This window comes from Falsiroseomonas algicola, assembly GCF_011040385.1.
GTDB lineage: Bacteria > Pseudomonadota > Alphaproteobacteria > Acetobacterales > Acetobacteraceae > Falsiroseomonas > Falsiroseomonas algicola.
Genome location: NZ_JAAIKB010000005.1, coordinates 164,353 through 187,337 on the forward strand (window position 1 = coordinate 164,353; position 22,985 = coordinate 187,337).

Here is a 22,985-nt window from a genome sequence, read left to right on the forward strand (position 1 = left end):
CCGCGCCACTTCCGACAATGGGATCAGCGGGGCCGCAGCACCCAGAAGCCGAGGGAGCAGATGACCAGCGCGACCGCGAAGGTCAGCAGCGCCGCGCCGTTCCCGCCCCAGCCCGCGACCAGGCCCGAGAGGCCCTGCAGCACGGCGGCGCCGAAGAAGAAGCTGAGGTTGGAGCAGGAGAGCGCGCGGCCCGTCTGTTCCGGCGGCACCGCGCCGCGGACGAGGGAGAAGGCCAGGACCTGGAAGGAGATGATGGCACCGAAGAGCACCAGCAGCACCAAATCCCAGGCGACCGGCATGGCGGGCCAGGCCAGCGCGCGCGCGATCGGGTCGCCCGCCACGATCAGGGCGATGAGGCCGGCGCAGATGAGGTGGCTCAGCGTCATGAGCACGGGGGCCTGGCCGAAGCGCTTCAGCACCAGGCCGGCCAGCGCCGGGCCGATGGTCAGCGCCACCGTGCAGGCCAGCAGGATGTTGCCGGCGGCGATGCGGTCGAGCCCCTTGCCCTCCATCAGCCAGGGCCCACCCCAGAGGCCGCGCACGCCGAGCACCGCGGCGAAGGAGGCGAAAGTAAAGACCATGACGCCACGCAGCCCGGGGGTGAGGGCGACGCGGCCGACCTCCCGCAAATCATGCATCAGGCCGCGCCGTGGCGCGGGGGCGGGGCGGTCGGAGGGGACGAGCAGGGCGACGAGCGCGATGGCGAGTGCGGCGATCCCCGCGCAGGCCCAGAAGCCGGCGCGCCAGTCCACCGCCTCGATCAGCAAAGCGAGAGGGCTGGCGGAGAGCAGCATGCCGGTATTGCCGGTGGCCTGGATGATGCCGGACCAGACGGCGAAGCGGGGGGCGCTGAGGGCGCGGGCCGCGAAGGTGATGGGGCACATCAGCATCCCCGAGCAGCCGGCGCCGAGCACGGCCTGGGCGAGGGCCATGGACCAGGGCCCGGTGGCCAGCGCCGCCATGACGGCGCCGCATCCCGCGACGGTCAGCAGGAAGAGGTTGGTGCGCTTCACGCCATAGCGGTCGAGCGCGATGCCGACCGGGATCATCACGGCGGCGAAGGCGGCGGGGAAGATGCCGGTGATCTGGGCCAGCGCCTCGGCGGTGATGCCGAGGTCGCGCGTCAGGACATCGACCGCGACGGCGGGCAGGGTGCGCGCGGCGTTGGAGAAGATGTGGCCGGTGCAGAGCAGCAGGATGGCCAGCGCGACGGGCGTGGCGGGCATGGCGTTTCCTGGTTTCTTCATTCGTGCCGCCTCCCCCAAGGGGGAGGCGGAAGCGTCGTTCAGTTCCGGAACATCTTCCCGGGATTCATGATGCCCTTGGGGTCGAGTGTCGCCTTCAGGCTGCGCATCACGGCCAGCGCCTCGATCCCATGCTCGGTCTCGAGGAATTCGCGCTTGCCGAGGCCGATGCCGTGTTCGCCGGAGCAGGTGCCGCCCAGCGCCATGCCGCGGGCGACGATGCGGCGATCCATGTCCCAGGCGCCCTCCAGCCCCTTCGGGTCGTTCGGGTCGTAGAGCACCATCTGGTGAAAATTGCCGTCGCCGACATGGCCGACGATGCAGGTGGTGTGGCCGAGGCTCTTCGCTTCCTCCTTGGCGCCGACGAGGGCTTCCGTGAGGCGGGAGATGGGGACGCAGACATCGGTGGTCAGCGCGCGGCGGCCGGGGATCCAGGCGACGCCGGCCCAGTAGCTGTCGTGCCGCGCCTTCCACAGCTTGGCGCGCGCGGCGGGATCGGTCTCCCACCGGAAGCCGCTGCCGCCATGGTCGGTGGTGATGGCCTCGACGAGTTCCGCCTGTTCCTTCACGCCGGCCTCGGTGCCGTGGAATTCCAGGAAGAGCGTGGTCAGCGGCGCGAAGCCTTCGAGCTTCGAGAAGGCGATGGAGGCGGCCATCATGTCGTCGTCCAGCAATTCGATCCGCGCGACGGGGATGCCCATCTGCATGACCTGGATCGTGCTCTCCACCGCGCCGGCGAGCGTCGGGAATTGCACGACGGCGCTGCTCATCGCCTCCGGGATGCCATGCAGACGCAGCCGCACCTTGGTGACGACGCCGAGCGTGCCCTCGCTGCCGATGAAGAGCCGCGTGAGGTCGTAGCCATTGGCGGCCTTGCGCGTGCGGCCGCCGGTGGTGATGACGCGGCCATCGGCGAGGACGACCTCGAGGCCCAGCACATTCTCCCGCATCGTGCCGTAGCGCACGGCATTGGTGCCGGAGGCGCGGGTCGCGACCATGCCGCCGATGGTGCAGTGGCTGCCGGGATCGACGGGGAAGAACAGGCCCTTGTCGCGGAGGTATTCGTTCAACTGCTGGCGCGTCACGCCGGGCTCGATCAGGCAGTCCATGTCCTGCTCGTTCACCTCCAGCACCGCCACCATGCGCGAGAGGTCGAGGGAGATGCCGGCGCGGACGGGGTTCACATGCCCCTCCAGGCTGGTGCCGGCGCCGAAGGGCACGACGGGCACGCCGTGCTGGTGGCAGAGCGCCAGCAGGCGGCTCACTTCCTCCGTGGTCTCCACGAAGGCGACGGCGTCGGGCAGCGTGGGCGTGGAGCTGTCCTCGCCATGGCTGTGCTGTTCGCGGATCGCGCCATTGGTGGTCATGCGATCGCCCAGGAAGGCGCTGGCGGCGGCGATGACGGCATCCACGGGGCGGGGCGAGATGGTGTTCATGCGGGGCTCCGGGGGCCTGGCCCTGCCGGCCGGCCCGCAGCGCCACCCTGCCATGCGGAAGGCGGCTCGGCAAAGGCGCGGGCCCTGCGTTGACGGTAGCCCTGGCCCGGGCCTAGCGTCCGACTTGTCCTGTCATCATACAACCCAAGGGGGGGACGGAGTTCCAATGGCAAATGGCGTCAAGGCGGCCTGGGCGGCGGGCAAGCCGGTGGTCAATGGGTGGCTCGCCATCCCGAGCGGCTTCACGGCCGAGGTGATGGCCCAGGCGGGCTGGGACAGCCTGACGGTTGATATCCAGCATGGCGTGCAGGACTACATGTCCATGGTCGCCTGCTTCCAGGGCATGCAGCCGCATGGCGTGACGCCGATGGTCCGCGTGCCGTGGAACGAGCCGGGCATCATCGGCAAGGTGCTGGATGGCGGTGCCAAGGGCGTGATCTGCCCGATGGTGAACACGGAGAAGGAGGCGCGGGACCTCGTCTCCTTCTGCCGCTACCCGCCCAAGGGCACGCGCAGCTTCGGCCCGATCCGCTCCGGCATCTACGGCGCGGCCGCCGACACCAATGCGGCGAATGACGACGTGCTGGTGATCCCGATGATCGAGACGAAGACCGCGCTCGACAATCTGGAGGCCATCGTGCGCGTCCCCGGCGTGGACGCGATCTATATCGGCCCGTCCGACCTCAGCCTGTCGCTCGGCATGGCGCCGCTGCAGGACCGGCGGGAGCCGGAGTTCCTGGCGGTGCTCGACAAGATCCGCACCACCGCGCAGGCGGCGGGCGTGAAGGTCGGCATCCACACCATGACGGGCCAGTACTCGAAGGAGATGTTCGAGCGCGGCTTCAACCTGGCGACCATCATGAACGACAGCGGGTTGATGCTGACGGCCGCGAAGGCGCAGGTCGCCGTCGCGAAGGGCTGAGGCGAGGGGGCGGCGGGCGCGATGCCCGCCGCCTCAAGCCGCCTGGCGGGCGGCGACGGCGGCGATGATCTGGGTCAGCGCCTGGCGCTGGCTGTCATCGGGCGTGACGAAGCAGAGGCGGAGACGGTTCTCCGCGCCGACCACCACCGCATTGCCGTTGAAGGCGACGCCGGGATGGGCGAGCTGGATCGACACCGGCGATCCCACGGGCGGCAGGCTGGCCCCGGCTTCCAGCGCGCAGCCCGTCATCGACAGGTCCACCACCGTCACCGTGCGCACCGCGCCATTGGGCAGGCGGAGCTGCGCCGGGATATGGGCGGGGAAGCGGGGTGCGGAGCGGCGATCGACCTCCGGCGCGGCGTGCCGCACCACCTTCACGAGCTTGCCGCGCAGACCGGTCACGGCCTCGCTGGCCGCGGCGGCGCCCTCGCGCAGCTGGGTGGCGCGCGTGCCGCTATCCGCGACCTGGGAGGCGACGCGGATGATGCCGTCATTGACGCTGCCCGCGGCCTGGGATGCCAGGGCGATGGCGCGGGCGATTTCCTGCGTTGCGGCGCCCTGTTCCTCCATGGCGGCGGCGATGGCGCTGGCGGCGCCGTTCACCTCGGCCACCGCATCGGCCATCTCGGTCACGACGCTGACGGTGCTTTCCGTCGCGCGCGTCACTTCTTCGACCTGGCGGGCGATCTCCTCCGTCGCCTTGGCGGTCTCGGCAGCCAGGGCCTTCACCTCATTCGCCACCACGGCGAAGCCCTTGCCGGCGTCGCCGGCGCGCGCGGCCTCGATCGTGGCATTCAGGGCGAGGAGGTTGGTCTGCCCGGCGATCTCGGCGATCAGGCGGGCGACGCCGCCGATGCGATCCACCTCCCGCGCCAGGGCCTGGATGCTCTCGCGTCCCTCCTGCCCGCGGGCGGCGGCCTTGTTCGTGGCCTGCGCGGTGTTCGTCACCTGCGTGACGATCTCGCGGATCGAGGCGCCGAGTTCCTCGGTGGCGGCGGCGACGGTCTGGACATTCGCCTGCGCATCGCCGGCGGCGTTGCGCACGGCGCCGCTTTCGGTGGCGACCAGGCTCGCGGTCTCCGCCATCGCCTGGGTGTCGCGGGCGATGGCGGCCATCTGCGCGGCGACGAGATCGACGGCGCGGCCGGTCTCGGCCTCCACCTTCTCCGCCATGTCGCGCAGCGCCGCGGCGCGATCGGCTTCCGCCCGGGCGCGGGCCTCGGCCTGCGCGGCGCGGGCGGCATCCGCTTCGCGCAGCCCGTTCTGGAAGACGATGACGGCGCGGGCGAGTTCGCCGACCTCATCGCCGCGGTTGCCGTGGGGGATGGCGCCGTCGAGCCTGCCATGGGCGAGCAGGCGGGTGGCGGCGGTGACCTGGGTGATGGGGCGCGTGACGCGCAGCACGATCAGCGCCGCCACGCCGACCAGCAGCGCCAGCGTCCCGGCGAGCAGCGAGACGGCGATCCAGAGGTTGCGGTTGGCATCCTGCATCGTCGCGGTGACGAGCGCGCCGCTATCGGCAATCTGCGCATCGAGCAGCAGGCCGATCGATTCGGTCAGCGGGTCGATGGCGGGGTAGAGCCGTTCGCGCACCAGCTGGTCGAGCAGCGCCGCATCGCGTTCCCGCACGATGAGGGTGACATCCGCCAGCAGGCGCTGCGCCGCGCCGATGCGCGCGCGGGCATCGGCCATGGGGCCGGCGCCGGCGGGCGAGATCTCCATGGTGGAGACGGCGCGCCAGGCGCGGTCGATGATGGCGGTCGCCTCCGCCAGCGCCGCGGCCCCTTCCTCCCAGGTGAAGCCGCCATTGCGGACCTTGTGGGAGGCATCGACGACGCTGACGGCATAGGCATCCGACAGCGCCTTCAGATGCACCATCGGCTCCACCGCCTGGTGGGAGACGCGGGCGAGCGAATCGGAGGCCTGGCGGAGCGACAGCACGCCGAAGCCGGTGGAGCCGAGCGCGAGCAGGGCGACCAGGCCGACAAGGGCCGGCAGCAGGGCGGCGAGGCGAAGGCGCATGGCAGGCGTCATCCGGGCGGGGGGTGGCGGAAGCAATCTTCCTGACAAGAATTAACTGTCGTTGAACCGTAGCGGTGGCATTGCCCGCTGCCCTTCGGCTGGCGTCAGTCGCCGGGGCGGATGCCGGCCGCCTGCACCACGGCGCGATACTTCTCGAACTCCGCCTGCTGGAAGGCGGCGAAGTCGCGCTGGCCGCGGAAGGTGATGGGCGTCGCGATGCGGGCGAAGCCTTCCACCGTGGCGGGGGCGCGCAGCGCCTGGGCGCAGGCCGCTTCCGCGCGGGCCAGGAATTCCGGCGGCGTGGCGGCGGGGGCGTAGAGGCCGGCCCAGATGGAGGAAACGAGGTCGAAGCCCTGTTCCCGCAAGGTCGGCACTTCCGGGAAGTCCGCCGTGCGCGATTCCGCCATGACGCCGACGGCGACCAGGTTGTTGGCGCGCAGGCCGCCCGGCAGGTCCGCATAGATCGAGACGTCGTCGCGCAGCAGGGAGATGATGGCCTCCGCGCTGCCGCGGAAGGGCACATGCGTCATCGGCACGCCGGCGCGCTGGGACAGCGCCACCATGACGACATGCGGGATGGAGCCGGGGCCGGCGGAGCCGTAGTTGAAGCCACCATTCGTGGCGCGGGCGCGCGCCACCACATCAGCCACGCTGCGGATGCCGCTGACGGGGGCGGCCATCATCATGACGGGCGCATCGCCCAGCAGGCAGATCGGCGCGAAATCCGCGAGGCGATAGGGCAGGTCTGCCCGGAAATGCGGCTGGATCGCCATGGGGCCGGTCGTGGTCAGCAGCAGCGTCGTGCCATCCGGCCGGGCGCGCGCCACTTCCTGGGCGCCGATGGCGCCGGCCGCGCCGGTGGTGTTCTTCACCACGACGGAGGCGCCGAGCGCTTCCGACATCACGGGCGCCACCAGCCGCGCCATGCGGTCCGCGCTGCCGCCGGCGCCGAAATTCACGACGATGGTAATCGGCGCCTGGGCCTGGGCGCTGCCGATGGCGAGGGCGCCGGTCAGCAGCAGGGAGAGCAGGAAACGCATGCGGGGGGATGTCCTCGGGCGGGTTGGCCCCGCCCGCGAAGCAATACCCGCGCCAATGTTACGTTTTCGTGACGCGCGCTTCCGCCATCAGGCAGAGGATCTCGAACATCATCGTCGCGCCGATCAGCGCGGTGGCGTTGTTGAGGTCGAAGGGCGGCGCGACTTCCACCACATCCGCACCGATGATGGGCAGGCCGCGGAGCGCGCGCAGCATGCGCTGCGCCTCCCGCGGCATCAGCCCGCCGATCTCCGGCGTGCCGGTGCCGGGGGCGAAGGCGGGGTCGAGGCAATCGACATCGAAGGTGAGGTAGCAGGGCGCATCGCCGACGACGCGCCGCGCCTCCGCCATCGTCGCCTCGATGCCGAGGTCCTGGAATTCCTCGATGGTGATGATGCGGATGCCCTGGTCGCGCGCCCAATGCATGTCCGTGGCATCGAAGAGCGAGCCGCGGATGCCGATCTGCACGATGCGGGCCGGGTCCAGCAGCCCTTCCTCGATCGCGCGGCGGAAGGGCGTGCCATGGGTGAAGCGGGCGCCGCCGAAATAGGTGTCGTTGGTGTCGGAATGGGCATCGAAATGCACCATCCCGATCGGGCCGAGGTTGGGCTGCGCGCGATGCAGGCCGCGCAGGATGGGGAGCGAGATGAGGTGGTCGCCGCCCAGCGCCAGCGTCCAGGCGCCGGTCGCCCTGATCTCCGCCACGCGATCCTCGATCATCGTGAGCGACTGCATGAGGTCGGCCGGGTTGGTCGGCGTGTCGCCGACATCGGCGACGCGGCACAGGCGGCAGGGCTCGACCCGCGTGACGGGATGCGCGCGGCGGATGATGGAGGAGACGTTGCGGATTTCCCGCGGGCCGTGGCGCGGGCCGGTGCGGTTGGTGGTGCCGAGGTCGAAGGGCACGCCGAGCAGGCCGATATCGACCTGGGCGGCGTCCTCGATCTGCGGCAGGCGCATGAAGGTGACGGGGCCGGCGAAGCGGGGGGTGATGGCGCCGTCGAGGGGCTGGGGGAAATTGGTCATGCGCTCTCTCTCGGGGAGGAACGCGATCCTTGGCGGCAAGGTGGGCTGCAAGCAAGCGCAGGCGGTGGAACCCCCACCCCGACCCTCCCCCGCAAGCGCGGGGGCGGGAGGCGCGGATACTCCCTCCCCCGCGCCTGCGGGGGAGGGGTGGGGTGGGGGTTAGGCCGACGCTATGCCGGCAGCTGCTGCGGGCTGGTCCAGCCGATGGTGCCGACGGAATTGCACGTCGGGCAGGCTGGCGCCCATTCGGCATGGTCGGTGCCGCAGGAGGAACAGCGCCAGCGGGGTTCCGGCGCCGCGGTGGCGGCGGCGCGCAGCCAGCGGGCCTGGGCGGCGCGGCCTTCCGGCAGGTCGCCCTTCTCCACCTCCTCCAGGTCGCAGAGCGCGAGATAGGCGCGGCGGTCGGCGCGGCCGGAGGCGACCAGCGAATCGAGTTCCGTCCGCGCCCGGCCCGTGAGTCCGGCGGCGAGCGCCGCGCGGCCCATCAGCAGCTGGCTTTCCGGGTGCTTGGCGTTGTTGTGGACCAGCGCCTCCACCGCCTTCACGCGGTGCAGCGGGTCCGTCTCCTCCAGCAGGTAGTCGCGCGCCAGGTCCGGGTGCGGGCGGGCGGCCCAGGCCTGTTCCAGCGTGGACCGCGCCCGGCGCGGGCTGCCGGCCGCGCGCAGCCGCGCGGCGAAGGCGAGCGCCGCGGGGGCGAAGGCGGGGTCCGCCTGGAAGGCCTGGCGTTCCAGCTCGATGGCGCGGGAGGGATCGCCTTCCTGTTGCGCGGCGGCGAGCGCGAGGCCGGCCTGGGTCGGGCCGGGGGCGGCCAGCGACAGCGCCTCCCGCCAGTCGCGGGTGCGGAGCGCCAGCGTCTCCCGCTCCTGCCGCAGCCAGGCGGCGCCGGGCTGGGCGGCTTCCGCTTCGCGGGCCAGGCGCTGGGCGGTGGGCCAGTCCTCCCGCTGGATGGCCTGGCGGAGCAGGCCGCGGAGCCCGAGGAAGCGGGCATCGGGGCGGGCGGCGAGGGCCTGGAAGACCTCGGCCGCCGCATCCTCCCGCCCCGCCAGGCGCTCGGCCTCGGCGGCCAGCAGCAGGGTCTGGGGCGTGTCGCCCAGGCCCTTGCGGGCGCGCTTCACCTCGAGGCGCGCCACGTCGGGCGTGCCGGCGGCGAGCGCGATCAGCGCGCGGGTCAGCGCCGCGTCGCCCTCGTTCCGGTGCTTCGCCGCGCGCCTGTCGCGCAGGCGGCCAGGCAGGCGGCGCAGCCAGCCGATGCAGGCCAGGATCAGGTGCAGGACCAGGAACAGCACCGCGAGCAGCAGCAGGGCCACCGGCAGGCTGACCAGGATTTCCGCATCCGCCACGCGGATCTCGACCGCGCCGCCGAGGCGGGCGAGCCAGAGGATGCCGGCAAGGCCGCCGGCCAGCAGGACCAGGTAGAGAAGGGCGCTGCGCATCGGCCGCGCCCCTCAGCCGGCGGCCAGGCTGCGGAGCGCGGCGCGCGCCGCGACCAGCGCCTCGGCCTGGCTGATCCAGCCGCGCATCGCCTCCTTCGCCGGGGGCGAGAGGCGCGAGAGGCGCTGGATGGCGCCTTCGAGGTCGCCGGCCTCCAGCGCGCGGCGGGCGCGCTCGATCTCGGCGGCGGCGGCGTCGCCCCAGACCATCTCCTCGCCCCGGCGCACGGTGACGAGGCCGGAGAGGCGGCTGACGGCGCTGTCCAGCACGCCGGCACCCTCGCGGGCCGGTTCGCTGGCGGCGCGGCCGGCGCGGGCGGCGTCCTCGAAGGACAGGCGCAGCGCCGATTCGGTGGGCGGTGCCGTATTGGCGAAGCGGGTCAGGGCCTCCGGCGCGTCGCGCAGGCCGGCGAGCGCGCCGCCGAGGGGACGACCGGCTTCCAGCGTGGCGCGGAGCGCGTCGATCGTCGCCATGCGGCCGGCGCGGCCTTCCAGCGCCGCCAGCCGCTGCGCGGCGCCTTCCAGCGTGGCGATGCGGCCGGCCTGCGCCTCCGCCGCGCTGGTGCGGGCGGCGAGGCCCTGTTCCAGCGCGGTGGTGCGGTTGGCGAGCGCCTGTTCCAGGGCCGCGGTGCGGGTGGCGAGGGTCTGTTCCAGGGCGGCGATGCGCCCGGCCAGCGCCGCTTCCGTGGCGCCGATGCGCTCCCTGGCCTGGGCCTGGCCCTGTTCCAGCGCCGAGTCGCGGGTGGCGGCTTCGCGGGCCAGGCCCTCGATGCGGGCGGTGGTGGCGGCGGCGCGGGCCTCGTCCTGGCGGATCGCGGCCTCGGTGCGGTCGGAGAGGCGGTCCAGGCGCTGGGTCAGCGCCTCCACCGCCGTGCGGGCGGCGAGCTGGGTCGGGTCGATGGCCGGGCGGGCGGCGGTGTCACGCGCGATCCGCTCGACGCCGGCCAGCTGCTCGGCCAGCGCGGCGGCGCGGCGCTCACCCTCCGCGACCTGGTCGCGCAGCGGCGCGAGGTCGACGGGCGGGCGGCCCTCGATGGTGGTCACGCGCTGGGTCAGGCCTTCCAGGCCGGTGACGCGCTGCGCCAGGCCTTCGAGCGCCGCGATGCGGGGCGGCAGGGCTTCGAGGCCGGCGATGCGGGCGGTCGTGCCCTCCAGCGCGGCAATGCGGCGATCGAGGCCGGCCACCTGCTGGAGCTGGGCGCGGAGTTCCGCGACCTCCGCCGCCATTGGGCTGGCCGGGGGCTGGGCCGGCGGCAGGGGGCGCGCGATCAGCCAGGCGACGGCTCCCACCAGGACCACGCCGGCCACGGCGATGGGCAGGGCGGCGGGGTCCAGGCGCAGGCGGCGGAGGCGGTCCTGGAAGGACGGAGGCGGGGGAGGGGCGCTCATGATGCTCCTGGCGCGGCTGGTGGCGCGGCGCGGCCCGAAAGCAGCGCCAGCAAGGCGTCTTCACTGGGCCGGCCGGCGACGTGGATCGCCCGGAAGGCAAGGGGGGCGATGGCGGCCGCGGCGGCATCCGCCACCCGCTGGCTGATCGCGAACGCCTCCATCCCCGCCAGGGTTGCCGCATGGCCGGCGGCCCGGAGCAGGGTGATGGCACAGTGCGCGGAGCGAGGCGAGTGGAACAGGATGGATGTGATCGTTCCGTGCCCGAGCGCGGCGGCGCAGGCTTCCGGCAGTGTCAGGGCCGGGGCGGCGCGATAGGCAATGCGGCGCGCGACGCGGAAGCCGCGCGCGCGGAGATCGGCGGCCAGATCAAGGGCATAGCCTTCGCCGACCGCGAGAAGCAGCGGGCCGGCGGCGGGGTCCAGCCGTTCGGCGGCAAGGCGGGCGAGGTCGGCCGCGGTGCCGGCGGCGGCGGTCACATCCGTGAAACCGGATTCCCGGGCGGCGGCCGCGGAGGCCTCGCCGACGGCGAGGAGGGGGACGGGTTGCGGCGTCAGGGCCCGGGCTGCGGCGCGGCTGGTGATCAGGATCGCCTGGGCGCGTGGCACCGCGACGGGGCGCGGCTGCAGGACCAGGGCGGGCGCGAGGATGGGGGCGAAGCCAAGGGCGCGCAGGCGCGCGGCGGTCTCCTCGCCCCCGGGTTCGGGGCGGGTGACCAGCACCGCTTGCGGCGCCGCCTCGGTCAGGCGAAGAGGTCCGCGGGGCTGTCGCGGCGGAGGCTGTCGCCGAGTTCGCGGCCGAGGCGGACGGCATCGGCGGCCGGGCCGTGCAGGCTGCGCTTCAGCAGGAAGGAGCCATCGGCACGGGCCACCAGGCCCGTCAGGTGCAGCCGGCCATCGGGCAGCAGGCGGGCATGGCCGCCGATGGGTGTGCGGCAGGAGCCGTCCAGCGCCGCGAGCAGAGCACGTTCGGCGGAGGAGACGGCCTTGGCTTCCCGGTCCTCGATGGCGGAGAGGAGTTCGTGCAGCTCCACGTCATCGGCGCGGACGGTGACGCCGACGATGCCCTGGCCGGCGGCGGGGACCATGGCATCGGGGTCGATCACGACGCCCGCTTCCGCTTCCAGGCCGAGGCGGCGGAGGCCGGCCAGGGCCAGGAGGGAGGCGGTGGGGCCGCCGGGGTCGCGCACCTTGGCGAGCCGCGTCTGCACGTTGCCGCGGATCATCTCCACCTTCAGGTCCGGCCTTGCATGCAGGATCTGCGACTGGCGGCGGACGGAGGCGGTGCCGATGACCGCGCCCGCGGGGAGGCAGGCGAAGGGGTCGGAGGGGTCGGGCGCGTGGCAATCCGGGCCGAGGATCAGCGCATCCCGCGCATCCTCCCGCTTCAGGGTGCAGGCGAGGACGATGCCGGGGGGGAGTTCGGTCTCGAGGTCCTTGAGGCTGTGGACGGCGAAGTCGATCCGGCCATCGGCCAGCGCCTCATGGATCTCCTTGGCGAAGAGGCCCTTGCCGCCGATATCGGCCAGGCGCTTGTCCTGGATCCGGTCGCCGGAGGTGGTGATGGCGTGTTCCTCGAAGGCCTTGGCATCCCGCAGCACCGGACAGAAGCGGGTGATCAGGTGGAGGAAGTGGCGGGTCTGCCACAGCGCCAGCGGCGATCCCCGCGTGCCGACGCGCAGCGGGAGGGAGCGCATATGCGGCTTCACGGCCTGATGCGGGTGGGGCGCGCCAGGCTGGGACTGGGCGTGGGGATGGGCTACCGACATGGGCGCCGGACATAGGCCCGGTATCGGAAAGGCGAAAGTGGTGCAGGCGACGAAACCCATGCGGCCCCTGCGGGACAGCGACGTGGTGCTGGGGCTCGAATCCTCCTGCGACGAGACGGCGGCGGCGCTGCTGCGGGCGGATGGGACCATCCTGGCGGAGGCCGTGCTCTCCCAGCTGGAGGACCACACGCCCTATGGCGGGGTGGTGCCGGAGATCGCGGCGCGGGCGCACCTCGCCCACCTGCCCGGGCTGGTGCGGCGGGTGATGGGGGAGGCGGGCGTCGGGCCGGGGGACCTGGCGGCGGTGGCGGCGACGGCGGGGCCGGGGCTGATCGGCGGGCTGATCGTCGGCGCCACGCTCGGCAAGGGCATCGCGCTGGCGGCGGGGGTCCCCTACCTCGGCATCAACCACCTGGAGGGGCATGCGCTGACGCCGCGGCTGCCGGGGGTTTTCGCCGGCGGGCTGCAATTTCCCTACCTGCTGATGCTGCTGTCGGGCGGGCATTGCCAGTGTGTGAAGGTGGAGGGGGTGGGCCGGCATGTGCGGCTCGGCACCACGCTGGATGACGCGGTGGGCGAGGCCTTCGACAAATCGGCCAAGCTGATGGGCCTGCCCTGGCCGGGCGGGCCGCATCTGGAAAGGCTGGCGGCGTCCGGCGACCCGACCCGCTTCGTGCTGCCGCGGCCGCTGCTGGGGCGGCCGGGCTGCGACTTCTCCTTCAGCGGGCTGAAGACGGCGGTGGCGAACATCGTGGCCAAGGGCGTGGACGAGCAGGGGAGGGCGGACCTCGCGGCCGGGTTCCAGGCGGCGGTGGCGGCGACGCTGGCGGACCGCGCGGCGCATGCGCTGGCCATGGTGCCGGATGCGACGGCGCTGGTGGTGGCGGGCGGGGTCGCGGCCAACCAGGGCATCCGCGCGGCGCTGACGGCGGTGGCGGGCAGGGCCGGCTTGCCGCTGGTGGCGCCGCCCATCCGCCTCTGCACCGACAATGCCGTCATGATCGCCTGGGCGGGGATCGAGCGGCTGCGGGCGGGGCTGACGGAGGCGCTGGACCACGCGCCACGGCCGCGCTGGCCGCTTTCCGACCTCTCTGTCACCCCCGTGTGAGCGGCGGGAGCCAAGCGCGGCAAGGGGCGTTGCAGGGGCGGACAGTTATGGAGGATACGCCGATGCGTTTCGCCCCTCGATTCATGATGGTCATGGCCCTGGCGCTCGGCGTCGCGGCCTGCGGGTCCTCGCCCGGCAGCCGGGCGGTCAGCGGCGGCCTGCTGGGCGCCGGCGCCGGCGCGGCGGTGGGCTCGCTCTCGGGCAATGCGGGCACGGGCGCCCTGGTGGGCGGCGGGCTCGGCGCGGTGGGCGGGGCCGTGACGGCGCGGTGATACGTGCCTGACCGGGGTGGGGTCGGCTTGCGCCGACCCCACCCCGGCGCTAGCCCCCCGGCGTGAATTACCGCCACGCCTTCCATGCCGGGAATTTCTGCGACGTCGCCAAGCATGCGCTGCTGGTGGCGTTGCTGCGTGGGCTGCTGGCCAAGCCGAAGCCGTTCCGGGTGCTCGACACCCATGCGGGCATCGGGGCCTACGACCTTTCCGCACCGGAACCCCAGCGGACGGGGGAGTGGCGGGATGGGATCGGGCGCGTTTCCGGCGCGGATGACCCGGCGCTGGCCGATTATCTACGGACTGTGGAGGCGCTGGGATACCCGGCGGCCTATCCGGGATCTCCCGCCATCACCCGGGCGCTGCTGCGGCCGCAAGACCAGCTCGTTCTCTGCGAGCTTCATCCCGAGGACCATGCGACGCTGCGCGCGCGCTACCGGGGCGACGCGCAGGTTGCGGTCCACAAGCGCGATGCCTGGGAGGCGATCGAGGCGCTGACGCCCTTTCCGGAGCGTCGCGGCCTGGTGCTGATCGACCCGCCCTTCGAGCAGGACGGCGAGTTCGACCGCCTGGCCAAGGCCATCGCCCGGCTGCGCCACCGCTTCCGCGCCGGCATCGTCGCGGCCTGGTATCCCATCAAGCACCGCGCGCCCGTCCGCGCCTTCCACCATGCGCTGCAGGATGCCGCCGCGCCGGATTGCGTCGCCGCCGAGATCGTCATCCGGGAACCCGTCGACCCCACGCGGCTGAATGGCTGCGGGCTGCTGGTGGCCAATGCGCCCTTCGGCTTCGAGGAGCAGGCCGCTGTCATCCTGGCGCGCTTGCTGCCGCGCCTCGCGCGCGGCGAGGATGGGGCCGGCGCGGGCGTCACCCGCGTGACGCCGGAATAGGGACCAGCATGGCAGGAACGGGCCGGATCGCGGTGCTCGGCGCGGGCGCCTGGGGGACGGCGCTGGCGCAGCAGGCGGCGCGGGCGGGGAATGCCGTCACGCTCTGGGCGCGGGATGCGGGAAGGGCGGCGACGATCGCGGCGGCGCGAGAGAACCAACGCTATTTGCCTGGCGTGGCGCTGGAACCGGCGGTTAGCGTGACGGCGGAGGCCGCGGCGCTGGACGGCGCCGATCTCTGGCTGCTGGTGGTGCCGGCGCAGCACCTCCGCGCGACGCTCGCGGCCCTGCCGGATACCGGCGCGCCCCTGGTGGTCTGCACCAAGGGGGTGGAGCGGGGGACGCTGAAGCTGCCGCTGGAAATCCTGGAGGAGGTGCGGCCCGGCGCCGCTGCGGCCGTGCTCTCCGGGCCGAATTTCGCGCATGAGGTGGCGAAGGGGCTGCCGGCGGCGGCCGTGATCGCCAGCCGGGATGCGGGGCTGCGGGGGCTGGCGGCGGAGCGGCTGGGGACTGCGGGCTTCCGCCTCTATGGCGGGGATGACCCGATGGGCGTGCAGGTCGGCGGCGCGGCCAAGAACGTGATCGCCATCGCGGCCGGGGCGGTGATCGGCGCGGGGCTCGGGGAGAATGCGCGGGCGGCGCTGGTGACGCGCGGCTTGGCGGAGCTGTCGCGGCTGGTGGTGGCCCTGGGCGGGAAGGCGGAGACGGCGGCGGGGCTCTCGGGGCTCGGCGACCTGCTGCTGACGACTACGGGGCCGGGCAGCCGGAACACCTCGCTCGGCATCGAACTCGGCCGGGGTGCGACGCTGGAGGCGGTGCTGGCGGCGCGGGTCAGCGTGGCGGAGGGCGTGGCGACGGCGCCGGCCCTCGTCGCGCGGGCGGCGGCGGCGGGGGTGGAACTGCCGATCGGCGCGGCGGTGGCCGATCTGCTGGCGGGGAGGCTCACGGTGGCCGAGGCGATGGGCAGGCTGCTGGCGCGACCGCGGAGGGATGAATGAGCAGCCTCTTCCCGCCGGGAACGCGCGACAGCGTCACCCATCGCGTGCTGGCCTCCGAACTCGCGCCGGTGGCGGCGCTGATCGGGTCCGACGATCCCGCGCTGGCGGTGCGGGCGGCGGGGACGCTGATGACGCGGCTGCTGCTGACGCGCCTGCCCGGCCCGGGCTGCCGCCTGCTGCGGGAGGATTTTTCGTTCAGTGGCCATCTGGCGGAGGGCGACGAGGTCGTCATTTCGGCGGAGGTCGAGGCACCGACGAACCCCGGCGTGGTGCGGCTGCGCTGCGCGGTGCGGCATGCCGGGGGCGAGCCGATCCTGACGGGCATTGCGGAGCTGACGGAACCGCTGGAGCGGCATGGCGACCTGACGGGGCCCTTCGGCACGCAGCCGCGGCGGCTGCTGGCGGCCATGCTCGCGCGTTGCGTGGGGCGGCCGCCGGTGCCGACCGCCGTTGCCCATCCCTGCGACGGGGAGAGCCTGCGCGGTGCACTGCTGGCGGCGCGGCACGGCTTGATCGCGCCGATCCTGGTGGGGCCGGAGGCGCGCATCCGCGCGGCGGCGGAGGGGCTGGACCTCTCGGGCATCGAGATCGTGCCGACCCCCCACAGCCATGCCAGTGCGGAGGAGGCGGTGCGGCTGGTCAGCCAGGGCCGTGCGGCGGCGCTGATGAAGGGCAGCCTGCACACGGATGAGCTGATGGGGGCGGCGCTGGCGCGGGAGGCGGGGCTGCGCACGGAGCGTCGCGTGTCGCATTGCTTCGTCATGGATGCGCCGCTCTATCCGCGGCCGCTGATCATCACCGACGCCGCCATCAACATCGCCCCCGACCTCGACGCCAAGGCGGACATCATCCGCAACGCGATCGGGCTGGCGGCGGCGATGGGGGTGGAGCTGCCGCGGATTGCGCTGCTCTCGGCGGTGGAGACGGTGACGGCGAAGATGGTGTCCACGCTGGATGCCGCGGCGCTCTGCAAGATGGCGGATCGCGGGCAGATCGCGGGGGGCGTGCTGGATGGGCCGCTGGCCTTCGACAATGCGGTCTCCCTGGAGGCGGCCAGGACCAAGGGCATCGTCAGTGCGGTGGCGGGCCGGGCGGATGTGCTGGTCTGCCCGGATATCGAGTCGGGCAACATGCTGGCGAAGCAGCTGGCGCTGCTGGGCGGCGCGGCCAGTGCTGGCATCGTGCTCGGCCTGCGGGTGCCCATGGCGCTGACGAGCCGCAGCGACGACGCCAACAGCCGCCTGGCTTCGGCGGCACTGCTGCGCCTGGTCGCAGCCTGATTCGAGACGGTCCAGGGGCGTCTCGCCCCTGGCAAGGGGGTGCGGGGGAACAGCGTTCCCCCGCGGTTGAAACCCTCCTGCCGCGCGCGCATATCGCCGCCCGCCCATACTTCTCACCAAAGGGGACATCATCGTGAGCGAGACCGTGGAACGGCATGAATTCGGCGCCGAGGTGGGGCGCCTTCTCGATCTCGTCGTCCATGCCCTCTATTCCGAGCGCGAGATCTTCCTTCGCGAGCTGGTCGCCAATGCGGCCGATGCCGTGGACCGCCGGCGGTTCGAGGCGCTGTCGGACCCCACCCTGATGCTGCCGGGCGATGCCAGCCTGCGCGTGGTGCCGGACAAGGAGGCGCGGCGCCTGACGATCAGCGACACCGGCATCGGCATGAGCAAGGCCGATCTGGCGCAGCACCTCGGCACCATCGCCAGGTCCGGCACGCTGGCCTTCGCGAAGTCGCTGTCGGAAAGCCAGGCGGCGGACAAGCCGAGCCTGATCGGCCAGTTCGGCGTCGGCTTCTATTCCGCCTTCATGGTGGCGGACCGGGTCGAGGTGACGTCGCGCCGCGCGGGCAGCGAGGAGGCGTGGCTCTGGGCCTCCGACGGACGCGGCGAATACACGCTGGCGCCGGCGGAGCGGGCGGAAGCCGGCACCGACATCGTGCTGCACATCAAGGAGGATGCGACGGAGTTCCTGGAGCCCTTCCGGCTGCAGTCGATCATCCGGAAATGGGCCGACCACATCACCATCCCCATCACCGTGGCGCGCGACGGGAAGGACGAGCCGGCCAACGAAGGCACGGCGCTGTGGCGCAAGCCGAAGTCGGAGATCACGGCGGAGCGCTACACGGAGTTCTACCGCCATCTCGGCCATGTCTTCGACGAGCCCTGGGCGACGCTGCATTGGCGGGCCGAGGGGCAGATCGACTTCACCGCGCTGCTCTTCATCCCCGGCATGAAGCCCTTCCAGGCGGTCGAGGGGGAGCGGGAGAGCAAGGTGCGGCTGCATGTGCGGCGCATGTTCATCACCGACGAGGCCGAGCTGCTGCCGCCCTGGCTGCGCTTCGTGCATGGCGTGGTGGACACCGAGGACCTGCCGCTCAATGTGTCGCGGGAGATGCTGCAGGCGACGCCGGTGCTGGCGCGCATCCGCCGCGCGGTGACGAACCGCGTGATCTCCGAGCTGAAGACGAAGGCCAAGGATGCCGAGGCCTACACGAAGTTCTACGAGAATTTCGGCTCCATTTTGAAGGAAGGCGTCTGGGAGGATAGCGAGCACCGCAAGGATCTGGCGGGGCTGCTGCGCTTCAAGTCGTCGGCCGTCGAAGGCTGGACCACGCTGGCCGACTACGTGGCGCGGATGAAGGAGGGGCAGGAGGCGATCTACTACCTCGCCGGCGACGACGCGGCCGCGCTGGCGCAATCCCCGCAGCTCGAGGGCTTCCGCGCCAAGGGCGTGGAGGTGCTGCTGATGGCGGAGAACATCGACGCCTTCTGGCCGGAACGCCTCGACAAGTTCGAGGAGAAGCCGCTGCGCAGCATCACCCAGGGCAGCATCGACCTCTCCAAGGTGGCGGGCGAGGCGGCGGAGCAGGGCGAGGCCGCGGATCTGTCCCGCCTGCTGCCGCTGGTGAAGGACGCGCTGGGCGAGGATGTCAGCGAGGTGCGGGCGACGGACCGGCTGGTGGACAGCGCCGTGGTGCTGGCCGCGCCGGAATACGGCCCCGATCTGCAGATGCAGCGTCTGCTGAAGCGCGCGGGCCGCGCGGCGGGGGCGGGGGCGCCGATCCTGGAGATCAACCCGCGCCATCCCCTGATCCGCAAGCTGGCGGAGAAGGCGGCGGGCGAGGCCGACCTGAAGGACGAGGCCGGGCTGCTGCTGGACCTGGCGCGGCTGCAGGATGGCGACGTGCCGCGGGATCCCGTGGGCTTCGCGAAGCGCGTCGCGGCGGCGCTGGCGCTGTGATGCTTCCCTGACCCGTCGCGCCATGGAAGCATGGCGCGACGGGCAGGGGGGATTTGACCATGGCATCACCTGTCGCGCTGGTGACGGGCGCGGGACGCGGCATCGGGCTCGCCACCGCGAAGCGCTTCCGGGCGGAGGGGTGGCGCGTCGCGCTGCTCGATATCGACGCGGCGCTGCTGGACGACGCCATGGCGCAGATCGCGGCGCCCGATGAGACACTGGCGCTGGCCTGCGACGTGGCCGATCCGGTGGCGGTCTCGGCTTCCGTGCAGCGCGCGGCGCGCCAATTCGGGCGGATCGACGCGCTGGTGAACAATGCCGGCACGGCCGTGTTCAAGCCGATCCTGGAGACGACGCTGGAGGAGTGGAACCGCGTGCTGGCGGTGAACCTCACCGGCCCCTTCCTGATGGTGCAGGCGGCGGCGCCGATCATGGCGGAAGGCGGCGGCGGCGCGGTGGTGAACATCACCTCCATCTCGGGGCTGCGCGCCTCCACGCTGCGCGTCGCCTATGGGACCAGCAAGGCGGCGCTGGCGCATCTGACGAAGCAGCAGGCGGCGGAACTCGCCAGCCTCGGCATCCGGGTGAATGCGGTGGCGCCGGGGCCGGTCGATACCGCCATGGCGAAGGCGGTGCACACGCCCGAGATCCGGCGCGACTACCACGACACCATCCCGCTCAACCGCTACGGGCTGGAGGAGGAGCTGGCCGAGGCGATCTTCTTCCTGGCCAGCGACAGGGCCTCCTACATCACCGGCCAGGTACTGGCGGTGGATGGCGGGTTCCAGGGCACGGGGATCGGTCTGCCGACCCTGCGGGCGGCGCGGCGGAACCTGTAGGTCAGCGGCAGACCTCGCGCTCCACGACGCGCCAGCGGACATTGCCCCAGCGGTCGCGGAAGGGGACGCGGCGCGCCTCGATCCAGCAGCGGCGGCGACGGCGGCGATGGCCGGGGGGCGGGGCATGGTAGTACTGCGCCTCCTCCACCCGTGCTTCCAACTCCTCCATCAGCAGCTCCTCCGGCCGCGTCACTTCCGGCGGTGGCATGCGCAGCGCCGCATCGGCAGGGCGCGTCAGGGCGGCGATCGTGCCGGCCAGGCCGGCAAGGAAGAAGCGACGGCGTTCCATCTCTCTCCATCTGCAGAAGGATGCGGAGACGGAACGCCGGCGCGGGCGCCTGGTTTCAGAAGCGCTCGAGCAGCGGGCCGCAGCCCGCGACCTTGTCCTGGATGCCCATGGTGCGGAGCGCATGCCAGTAGGTGGCGGTGTTGATGGCGATAACGGGCTTGCCGAGCCACATCTCCGCCATCACGGCGAGCTTCACCATGGAGAGGTTGGTGCCGACCTGGACGATGGCGTCCACATCGTCGCCATCGATGGCCTTGATCGCCTCGACGCACTGCTTCGGCGTGACCTCCGCGATGCCGGTCCAGGAGGGGCAGTGCAGCGCGATGTCCTTCTTCACCGTGAAGCCCATGTCGGTGAAGTAGCGCGCCACCTGTTCGTTCATGGCGGGCCAGTAGGGCGACATGATGGAGATGTTCTTGACGCCGCCATAGGCGTTCATCGCGGCAGTGCAGGAATGGCTGCCGACGCTGATCTTGAGGCCGGAGACCTCCTCCACCTGCTTGACGAAGGCATCGGCCCCCTTGGCGCCGTCGAAGAAGGTGACGGCGGACATGCCCATGACCAGGTGGTCGGGCTTGCAGGTCATGACGGACTTCACGGCATCGAGCGTGTTGTTGCCGATGAGGCGCGCGCCGGCCAGGAAGGTCTCGTTGGAGATGGCATCGGCATTCGGCGTGTAGATGCGGCTGTAGTGGTTGGTGACGCCCGCGGGGCGCATCATGTCGTAATCCGGCTGCACCACCGTGTTGGTGGAGGGGCCCATCACCCCGAACTTGCAGCGCCAGCCCAGCACGTCACCCATCAGAGGCTCTCCATTCGCCAAGCCGGCGGGCAGGCTACCACGGTGTGTGGCAGGGGCCGGCCGGCGGGGCGATGATTTACCGTCCTGGCGGTCTTGCACAGGGGTGGGATACAACCCCACCCTCCGCGGCAAGGTTCCAGGAGCATAAGGACGATGTCGAAGCCCATGGTCACACGACGTGGTGCCTTGCTGGCGGCCGGCGGGGCAATGATGCTGCCCGGCCTGGCACGGGCCCAGGGCACGGGGGATTGGCCGAACCGGCCGATCCGCTGGATCAACCCGGGCCCGGCCGGCGGCGCCGGCGACGTGCTGTCGCGACTTGTCGCGGACCGACTGCAGGCGCGACTCGGCCAGCCCGTGGTGGTGGACAACCGGCCTGGCGCCGGGACGAATATCGGCATGACGGCGGTCGCCCGCGCCGCGCCGGATGGCTACACGGTGGGGCTGGCCTCCATTGCCGCCAATGCCGCGAACAAGTGGCTGTACCGCAACATGCAGTTCGACCCGGAGAAGGATTTCGCGGCCGTCGGCATGATCGCGCTGGTGCCGAACATCGTGGTGATCCCGCCGGCGGTGCCGGCGCAGAACCTCCAGCAATTCATCGCCTGGGCGCGGGCGCAGAACCGGCCGATCAATTTCGGCTCGGTCGGCGCGGGGTCTTCGCAGCACCTGGCGGGCAGCCAGTTCCAGGTGATCACGGGGCTGCCGATGCAGCACCTGCCCTATACGAATAGCGGCCAGATGAACACGGACCTCATCGAGGGCCGCATCGACATGCTGTTCCAGTCCATCTCGGCGGTGACGCAGATGGCGCAGGCCGGGCGCATGCGCCCGATCGCGGTCAGCGGGGCGGAGCGCGTCGCGGCTTTCCCCGATCTGCCGACGATGCAGCAACAGGGAGTGGAGATCGTCTCCACCGGCTGGTTCGGGCTCTGCACGCCGGCGGGCGTGCCGGAGCCGATCCTGGCGCGGCTGGAGACGGAGCTGCTGGCGGCGATGGAGGAGCCCGCGCTGCGGGAGCGCATTGCGACGGGTGGTTCGGTGCCGCGGCGCATGGGCCGCGTGGAATTCGCGGAGTTCATGGCGGCCGAGAGCGCGCGCTGGCGGACGGTGATCCAGGCGGTGGGCGCGACGGCGGATTGAGCGCGCCGCAGGGGGACGCCGTCCCCCTGCACCAACCGTGGCACGCAGGGGGACGCCGTCCCCCTGCAACCCCCGGCCAGGGCCGAGCCGGCCCTGGACCGTCTTCAGTTCACGCGCGCGCCCGAAACCTCCACCAGCCGCTGCCATTTCGGGGTCTCGCTGACGATCAGCGCGGCGGCGGCGGCGGTGCTGTCGCTCACCACGGCGTCGTAGCCGAGCGGGCGCATGGCGTCCTTGAAGGACTGGGTCGAACCCACCTGGCGGATGGCGGCGGCCAGGCGCTCGACCTCCGCGGCCGGAGTCGCGGCGGCCGTGACGATCATGTTCCAGGACCGGATGTCGAAGCCCTCCAGCCCCGCCGTCTCGGCGAAGGCGGGGATGGCGGGGAGCATGCCGAGACGGCGGCCCGAGGAGGTGCCGAGGATGCGGATGCGCCCGGCCTCCAGCTGCGGCACCAGGGCGGTCGGCAGGTCGGCGCTGCCCTCGATGGTGCCGTTCAGCAGGTCAGCCGTCATCTGCGCGCCGCCGCGATAGGGGATCTGGTTGAACTCCGCCCGGGACTGGGCGGAGAGCGCGGCCAGCGTCAGGTGGCTGACGGTGGCGGCGCCGGCATGGGAGACCTTGAAGACGCCGGGATTGGCGCGGCACCAGGCCAGCAGGCTCGCCATGTCCGTCCAGCCGCGACGCGTCGCGACCTCCGTGTTCACGGCCAGCAGCACGGCGCTGTCGCTGATCTGCGTGATGGCGCGGAAGTCGCGCGCGACGTCGAAGGGCATGGTCTGCTGCAGGAAGTGCGCGGCGCAGAGCGTGGCGGCGCCGATGACGCCGATCGTGGTGCCATCCGGCGGCGCCTTGGCCACGGCATCGGCGCCGATCAGCCCGCCGCCGCCGCTGCGGTTGTCCACCACCACCGACTGCTCCAGCACCGGCGCCAGGCGGTCCGCCAGCACGCGGCCGAGGCCATCCACCGATCCGCCCGGCGGGAAGGGGATGACGATGCGGAGCGGCCGGCGCGACTGGGCCTGCGCCAGGGAAGGCACGGCCAGCGTGGTGGCGGCCAGCAGCAGCCGGCGCGTCAGGCGAGGCGTCATCGCAGGGTCTCCCGTTGTTGCGGGAAGGGTAGGGATATCGG

General features: G+C 72.5%; 21 protein-coding genes. 9 read left to right on the plus strand and 12 right to left on the minus strand.

The genetic code is table 11. From position 1 onward, the window contains the following. Positions 1 to 23: 23 nt before the first annotated feature. Positions 24 to 1,226 carry an MFS transporter gene (locus tag G3576_RS14295; protein WP_164695089.1) on the minus strand — a complete coding sequence of 401 codons (1,203 nt, stop codon included), beginning with the start codon at positions 1,224 to 1,226 and terminating at the stop codon, positions 24 to 26. Positions 1,227 to 1,285: 59 nt separating this feature from the next. Next, positions 1,286 to 2,680 (minus strand): FAD-binding oxidoreductase, encoded by a 1,395-nt coding sequence (locus G3576_RS14300; RefSeq protein ID WP_164695090.1) that lies wholly within the window; start codon positions 2,678 to 2,680, stop codon positions 1,286 to 1,288. A 166-nt stretch (positions 2,681 to 2,846) separates the two neighbouring features. Here G3576_RS14300 and G3576_RS14305 point away from each other — a divergent pair, with 166 nt between their 5' ends. Beyond that, on the plus strand, positions 2,847 to 3,602 hold the full coding sequence (locus G3576_RS14305) for an HpcH/HpaI aldolase family protein (protein ID WP_164695091.1): 756 nt from the start codon (positions 2,847 to 2,849) through the stop codon (positions 3,600 to 3,602). A 33-nt stretch (positions 3,603 to 3,635) separates the two neighbouring features. Here the strand turns inward: G3576_RS14305 and G3576_RS14310 are convergent, their stop codons facing one another. The 7 genes from G3576_RS14310 to hemC all read right to left on the minus strand — a co-directional run bounded on the left by G3576_RS14310 (position 3,636) and on the right by hemC (position 12,272). Continuing rightward, on the minus strand, positions 3,636 to 5,624 hold the full coding sequence (locus tag G3576_RS14310; protein ID WP_164695092.1) for a methyl-accepting chemotaxis protein: 1,989 nt from the start codon (positions 5,622 to 5,624) through the stop codon (positions 3,636 to 3,638). Between the two features lie 104 nt (positions 5,625 to 5,728). Beyond that, complete coding sequence (locus G3576_RS14315; RefSeq protein ID WP_164695093.1) at positions 5,729 to 6,664, minus strand: Bug family tripartite tricarboxylate transporter substrate binding protein; 936 nt, start codon at positions 6,662 to 6,664, stop codon at positions 5,729 to 5,731. 58 nt (positions 6,665 to 6,722) lie between these two features. After that, positions 6,723 to 7,688 (minus strand): agmatinase, encoded by a 966-nt coding sequence (gene speB, locus G3576_RS14320; RefSeq protein ID WP_164695094.1) that lies wholly within the window; start codon positions 7,686 to 7,688, stop codon positions 6,723 to 6,725. Positions 7,689 to 7,858: 170 nt separating this feature from the next. Further along, positions 7,859 to 9,121: a heme biosynthesis HemY N-terminal domain-containing protein gene (locus tag G3576_RS14325; RefSeq protein ID WP_164695095.1), complete on the minus strand. Its 1,263-nt coding sequence runs from the start codon at positions 9,119 to 9,121 to the stop codon at positions 7,859 to 7,861. A gap of 12 nt (positions 9,122 to 9,133) precedes the next feature. After that, positions 9,134 to 10,507, minus strand: coding sequence for an MICOS complex subunit MIC60 (locus G3576_RS14330; RefSeq protein WP_164695096.1), 1,374 nt, complete (start codon positions 10,505 to 10,507; stop codon positions 9,134 to 9,136). Further along, positions 10,504 to 11,226, minus strand: coding sequence for a uroporphyrinogen-III synthase (locus tag G3576_RS14335; protein ID WP_328729121.1), 723 nt, complete (start codon positions 11,224 to 11,226; stop codon positions 10,504 to 10,506). Before G3576_RS14335 ends, G3576_RS14330 begins: the two co-directional genes overlap by 4 nt. A gap of 20 nt (positions 11,227 to 11,246) precedes the next feature. After that, entirely contained in the window at positions 11,247 to 12,272 is a 1,026-nt protein-coding gene (hemC, locus tag G3576_RS14340) for a hydroxymethylbilane synthase (RefSeq protein ID WP_164695097.1), read from the minus strand. A 58-nt stretch (positions 12,273 to 12,330) separates the two neighbouring features. On the opposite strand from hemC, the gene tsaD reads away from it, so the two are divergent. The 7 genes from tsaD to G3576_RS14375 all read left to right on the plus strand — a co-directional run bounded on the left by tsaD (position 12,331) and on the right by G3576_RS14375 (position 19,619). Next, on the plus strand, positions 12,331 to 13,380 hold the full coding sequence (tsaD, locus tag G3576_RS14345) for a tRNA (adenosine(37)-N6)-threonylcarbamoyltransferase complex transferase subunit TsaD (RefSeq protein WP_164695098.1): 1,050 nt from the start codon (positions 12,331 to 12,333) through the stop codon (positions 13,378 to 13,380). Positions 13,381 to 13,442: 62 nt separating this feature from the next. Continuing rightward, a complete protein-coding gene (locus G3576_RS14350; protein WP_164695099.1) occupies positions 13,443 to 13,652 on the plus strand; it encodes a YMGG-like glycine zipper-containing protein in 210 nt (69 codons plus the stop codon). Positions 13,653 to 13,714: 62 nt separating this feature from the next. Further along, positions 13,715 to 14,542 carry a 23S rRNA (adenine(2030)-N(6))-methyltransferase RlmJ gene (locus tag G3576_RS14355; RefSeq protein WP_164695100.1) on the plus strand — a complete coding sequence of 276 codons (828 nt, stop codon included), beginning with the start codon at positions 13,715 to 13,717 and terminating at the stop codon, positions 14,540 to 14,542. 8 nt (positions 14,543 to 14,550) lie between these two features. Continuing rightward, positions 14,551 to 15,537, plus strand: a complete 987-nt coding sequence (locus tag G3576_RS14360) for an NAD(P)H-dependent glycerol-3-phosphate dehydrogenase (RefSeq protein WP_164695101.1) — start codon at positions 14,551 to 14,553, stop codon at positions 15,535 to 15,537. Further along, on the plus strand, positions 15,534 to 16,817 hold the full coding sequence (locus G3576_RS14365) for a bifunctional enoyl-CoA hydratase/phosphate acetyltransferase (protein WP_164695102.1): 1,284 nt from the start codon (positions 15,534 to 15,536) through the stop codon (positions 16,815 to 16,817). Before G3576_RS14360 ends, G3576_RS14365 begins: the two co-directional genes overlap by 4 nt. Before the next feature lie 133 nt (positions 16,818 to 16,950). Next, positions 16,951 to 18,780, plus strand: coding sequence for a molecular chaperone HtpG (htpG, locus tag G3576_RS14370; RefSeq protein ID WP_164695103.1), 1,830 nt, complete (start codon positions 16,951 to 16,953; stop codon positions 18,778 to 18,780). A gap of 59 nt (positions 18,781 to 18,839) precedes the next feature. Beyond that, the gene (locus G3576_RS14375; protein WP_164695104.1) at positions 18,840 to 19,619 is read left to right on the plus strand and encodes an SDR family NAD(P)-dependent oxidoreductase; all 780 of its coding nucleotides are present in this window, start codon (positions 18,840 to 18,842) and stop codon (positions 19,617 to 19,619) included. Position 19,620: 1 nt separating this feature from the next. Here G3576_RS14375 and G3576_RS14380 read toward each other — a convergent pair whose 3' ends face one another. Further along, positions 19,621 to 19,908, minus strand: a complete 288-nt coding sequence (locus G3576_RS14380; RefSeq protein ID WP_164695105.1) for a hypothetical protein — start codon at positions 19,906 to 19,908, stop codon at positions 19,621 to 19,623. A 55-nt stretch (positions 19,909 to 19,963) separates the two neighbouring features. Next, on the minus strand, positions 19,964 to 20,710 hold the full coding sequence (locus G3576_RS14385) for a maleate cis-trans isomerase family protein (RefSeq protein ID WP_164695106.1): 747 nt from the start codon (positions 20,708 to 20,710) through the stop codon (positions 19,964 to 19,966). Between the two features lie 153 nt (positions 20,711 to 20,863). Here G3576_RS14385 and G3576_RS14390 point away from each other — a divergent pair, with 153 nt between their 5' ends. Continuing rightward, positions 20,864 to 21,853 carry a Bug family tripartite tricarboxylate transporter substrate binding protein gene (locus tag G3576_RS14390; protein ID WP_164695107.1) on the plus strand — a complete coding sequence of 330 codons (990 nt, stop codon included), beginning with the start codon at positions 20,864 to 20,866 and terminating at the stop codon, positions 21,851 to 21,853. A gap of 104 nt (positions 21,854 to 21,957) precedes the next feature. Here the strand turns inward: G3576_RS14390 and G3576_RS14395 are convergent, their stop codons facing one another. Then, entirely contained in the window at positions 21,958 to 22,944 is a 987-nt protein-coding gene (locus G3576_RS14395) for a Bug family tripartite tricarboxylate transporter substrate binding protein (RefSeq protein ID WP_164695108.1), read from the minus strand. Positions 22,945 to 22,985 lie beyond the last annotated feature (41 nt).

Bases quoted from the DNA above. Each gene is read 5' to 3' on its own strand.
- speB (WP_164695094.1), bottom strand. From the start codon at position 7,688: ATGACCAATTTCCCCCAGCCCCTCGACGGCGCCATCACCCCCCGCTTC.
- G3576_RS14380 (WP_164695105.1), bottom strand. From the start codon at position 19,908: ATGGAACGCCGTCGCTTCTTCCTTGCCGGCCTGGCCGGCACGATCGCC.
- G3576_RS14375 (WP_164695104.1), top strand. From the start codon at position 18,840: ATGGCATCACCTGTCGCGCTGGTGACGGGCGCGGGACGCGGCATCGGG.
- G3576_RS14295 (WP_164695089.1), bottom strand. From the start codon at position 1,226: ATGCCCGCCACGCCCGTCGCGCTGGCCATCCTGCTGCTCTGCACCGGC.
- G3576_RS14315 (WP_164695093.1), bottom strand. From the start codon at position 6,664: ATGCGTTTCCTGCTCTCCCTGCTGCTGACCGGCGCCCTCGCCATCGGC.
- G3576_RS14395 (WP_164695108.1), bottom strand. From the start codon at position 22,944: ATGACGCCTCGCCTGACGCGCCGGCTGCTGCTGGCCGCCACCACGCTG.
- G3576_RS14365 (WP_164695102.1), top strand. From the start codon at position 15,534: ATGAGCAGCCTCTTCCCGCCGGGAACGCGCGACAGCGTCACCCATCGC.
- G3576_RS14310 (WP_164695092.1), bottom strand. From the start codon at position 5,624: ATGCGCCTTCGCCTCGCCGCCCTGCTGCCGGCCCTTGTCGGCCTGGTC.
- G3576_RS14360 (WP_164695101.1), top strand. From the start codon at position 14,551: ATGGCAGGAACGGGCCGGATCGCGGTGCTCGGCGCGGGCGCCTGGGGG.
- G3576_RS14305 (WP_164695091.1), top strand. From the start codon at position 2,847: ATGGCAAATGGCGTCAAGGCGGCCTGGGCGGCGGGCAAGCCGGTGGTC.
- G3576_RS14385 (WP_164695106.1), bottom strand. From the start codon at position 20,710: ATGGGTGACGTGCTGGGCTGGCGCTGCAAGTTCGGGGTGATGGGCCCC.
- G3576_RS14390 (WP_164695107.1), top strand. From the start codon at position 20,864: ATGTCGAAGCCCATGGTCACACGACGTGGTGCCTTGCTGGCGGCCGGC.
- G3576_RS14330 (WP_164695096.1), bottom strand. From the start codon at position 10,507: ATGAGCGCCCCTCCCCCGCCTCCGTCCTTCCAGGACCGCCTCCGCCGC.
- tsaD (WP_164695098.1), top strand. From the start codon at position 12,331: ATGCGGCCCCTGCGGGACAGCGACGTGGTGCTGGGGCTCGAATCCTCC.
- G3576_RS14350 (WP_164695099.1), top strand. From the start codon at position 13,443: ATGCGTTTCGCCCCTCGATTCATGATGGTCATGGCCCTGGCGCTCGGC.
- hemC (WP_164695097.1), bottom strand. From the start codon at position 12,272: ATGTCGGTAGCCCATCCCCACGCCCAGTCCCAGCCTGGCGCGCCCCAC.
- G3576_RS14325 (WP_164695095.1), bottom strand. From the start codon at position 9,121: ATGCGCAGCGCCCTTCTCTACCTGGTCCTGCTGGCCGGCGGCCTTGCC.
- G3576_RS14300 (WP_164695090.1), bottom strand. From the start codon at position 2,680: ATGAACACCATCTCGCCCCGCCCCGTGGATGCCGTCATCGCCGCCGCC.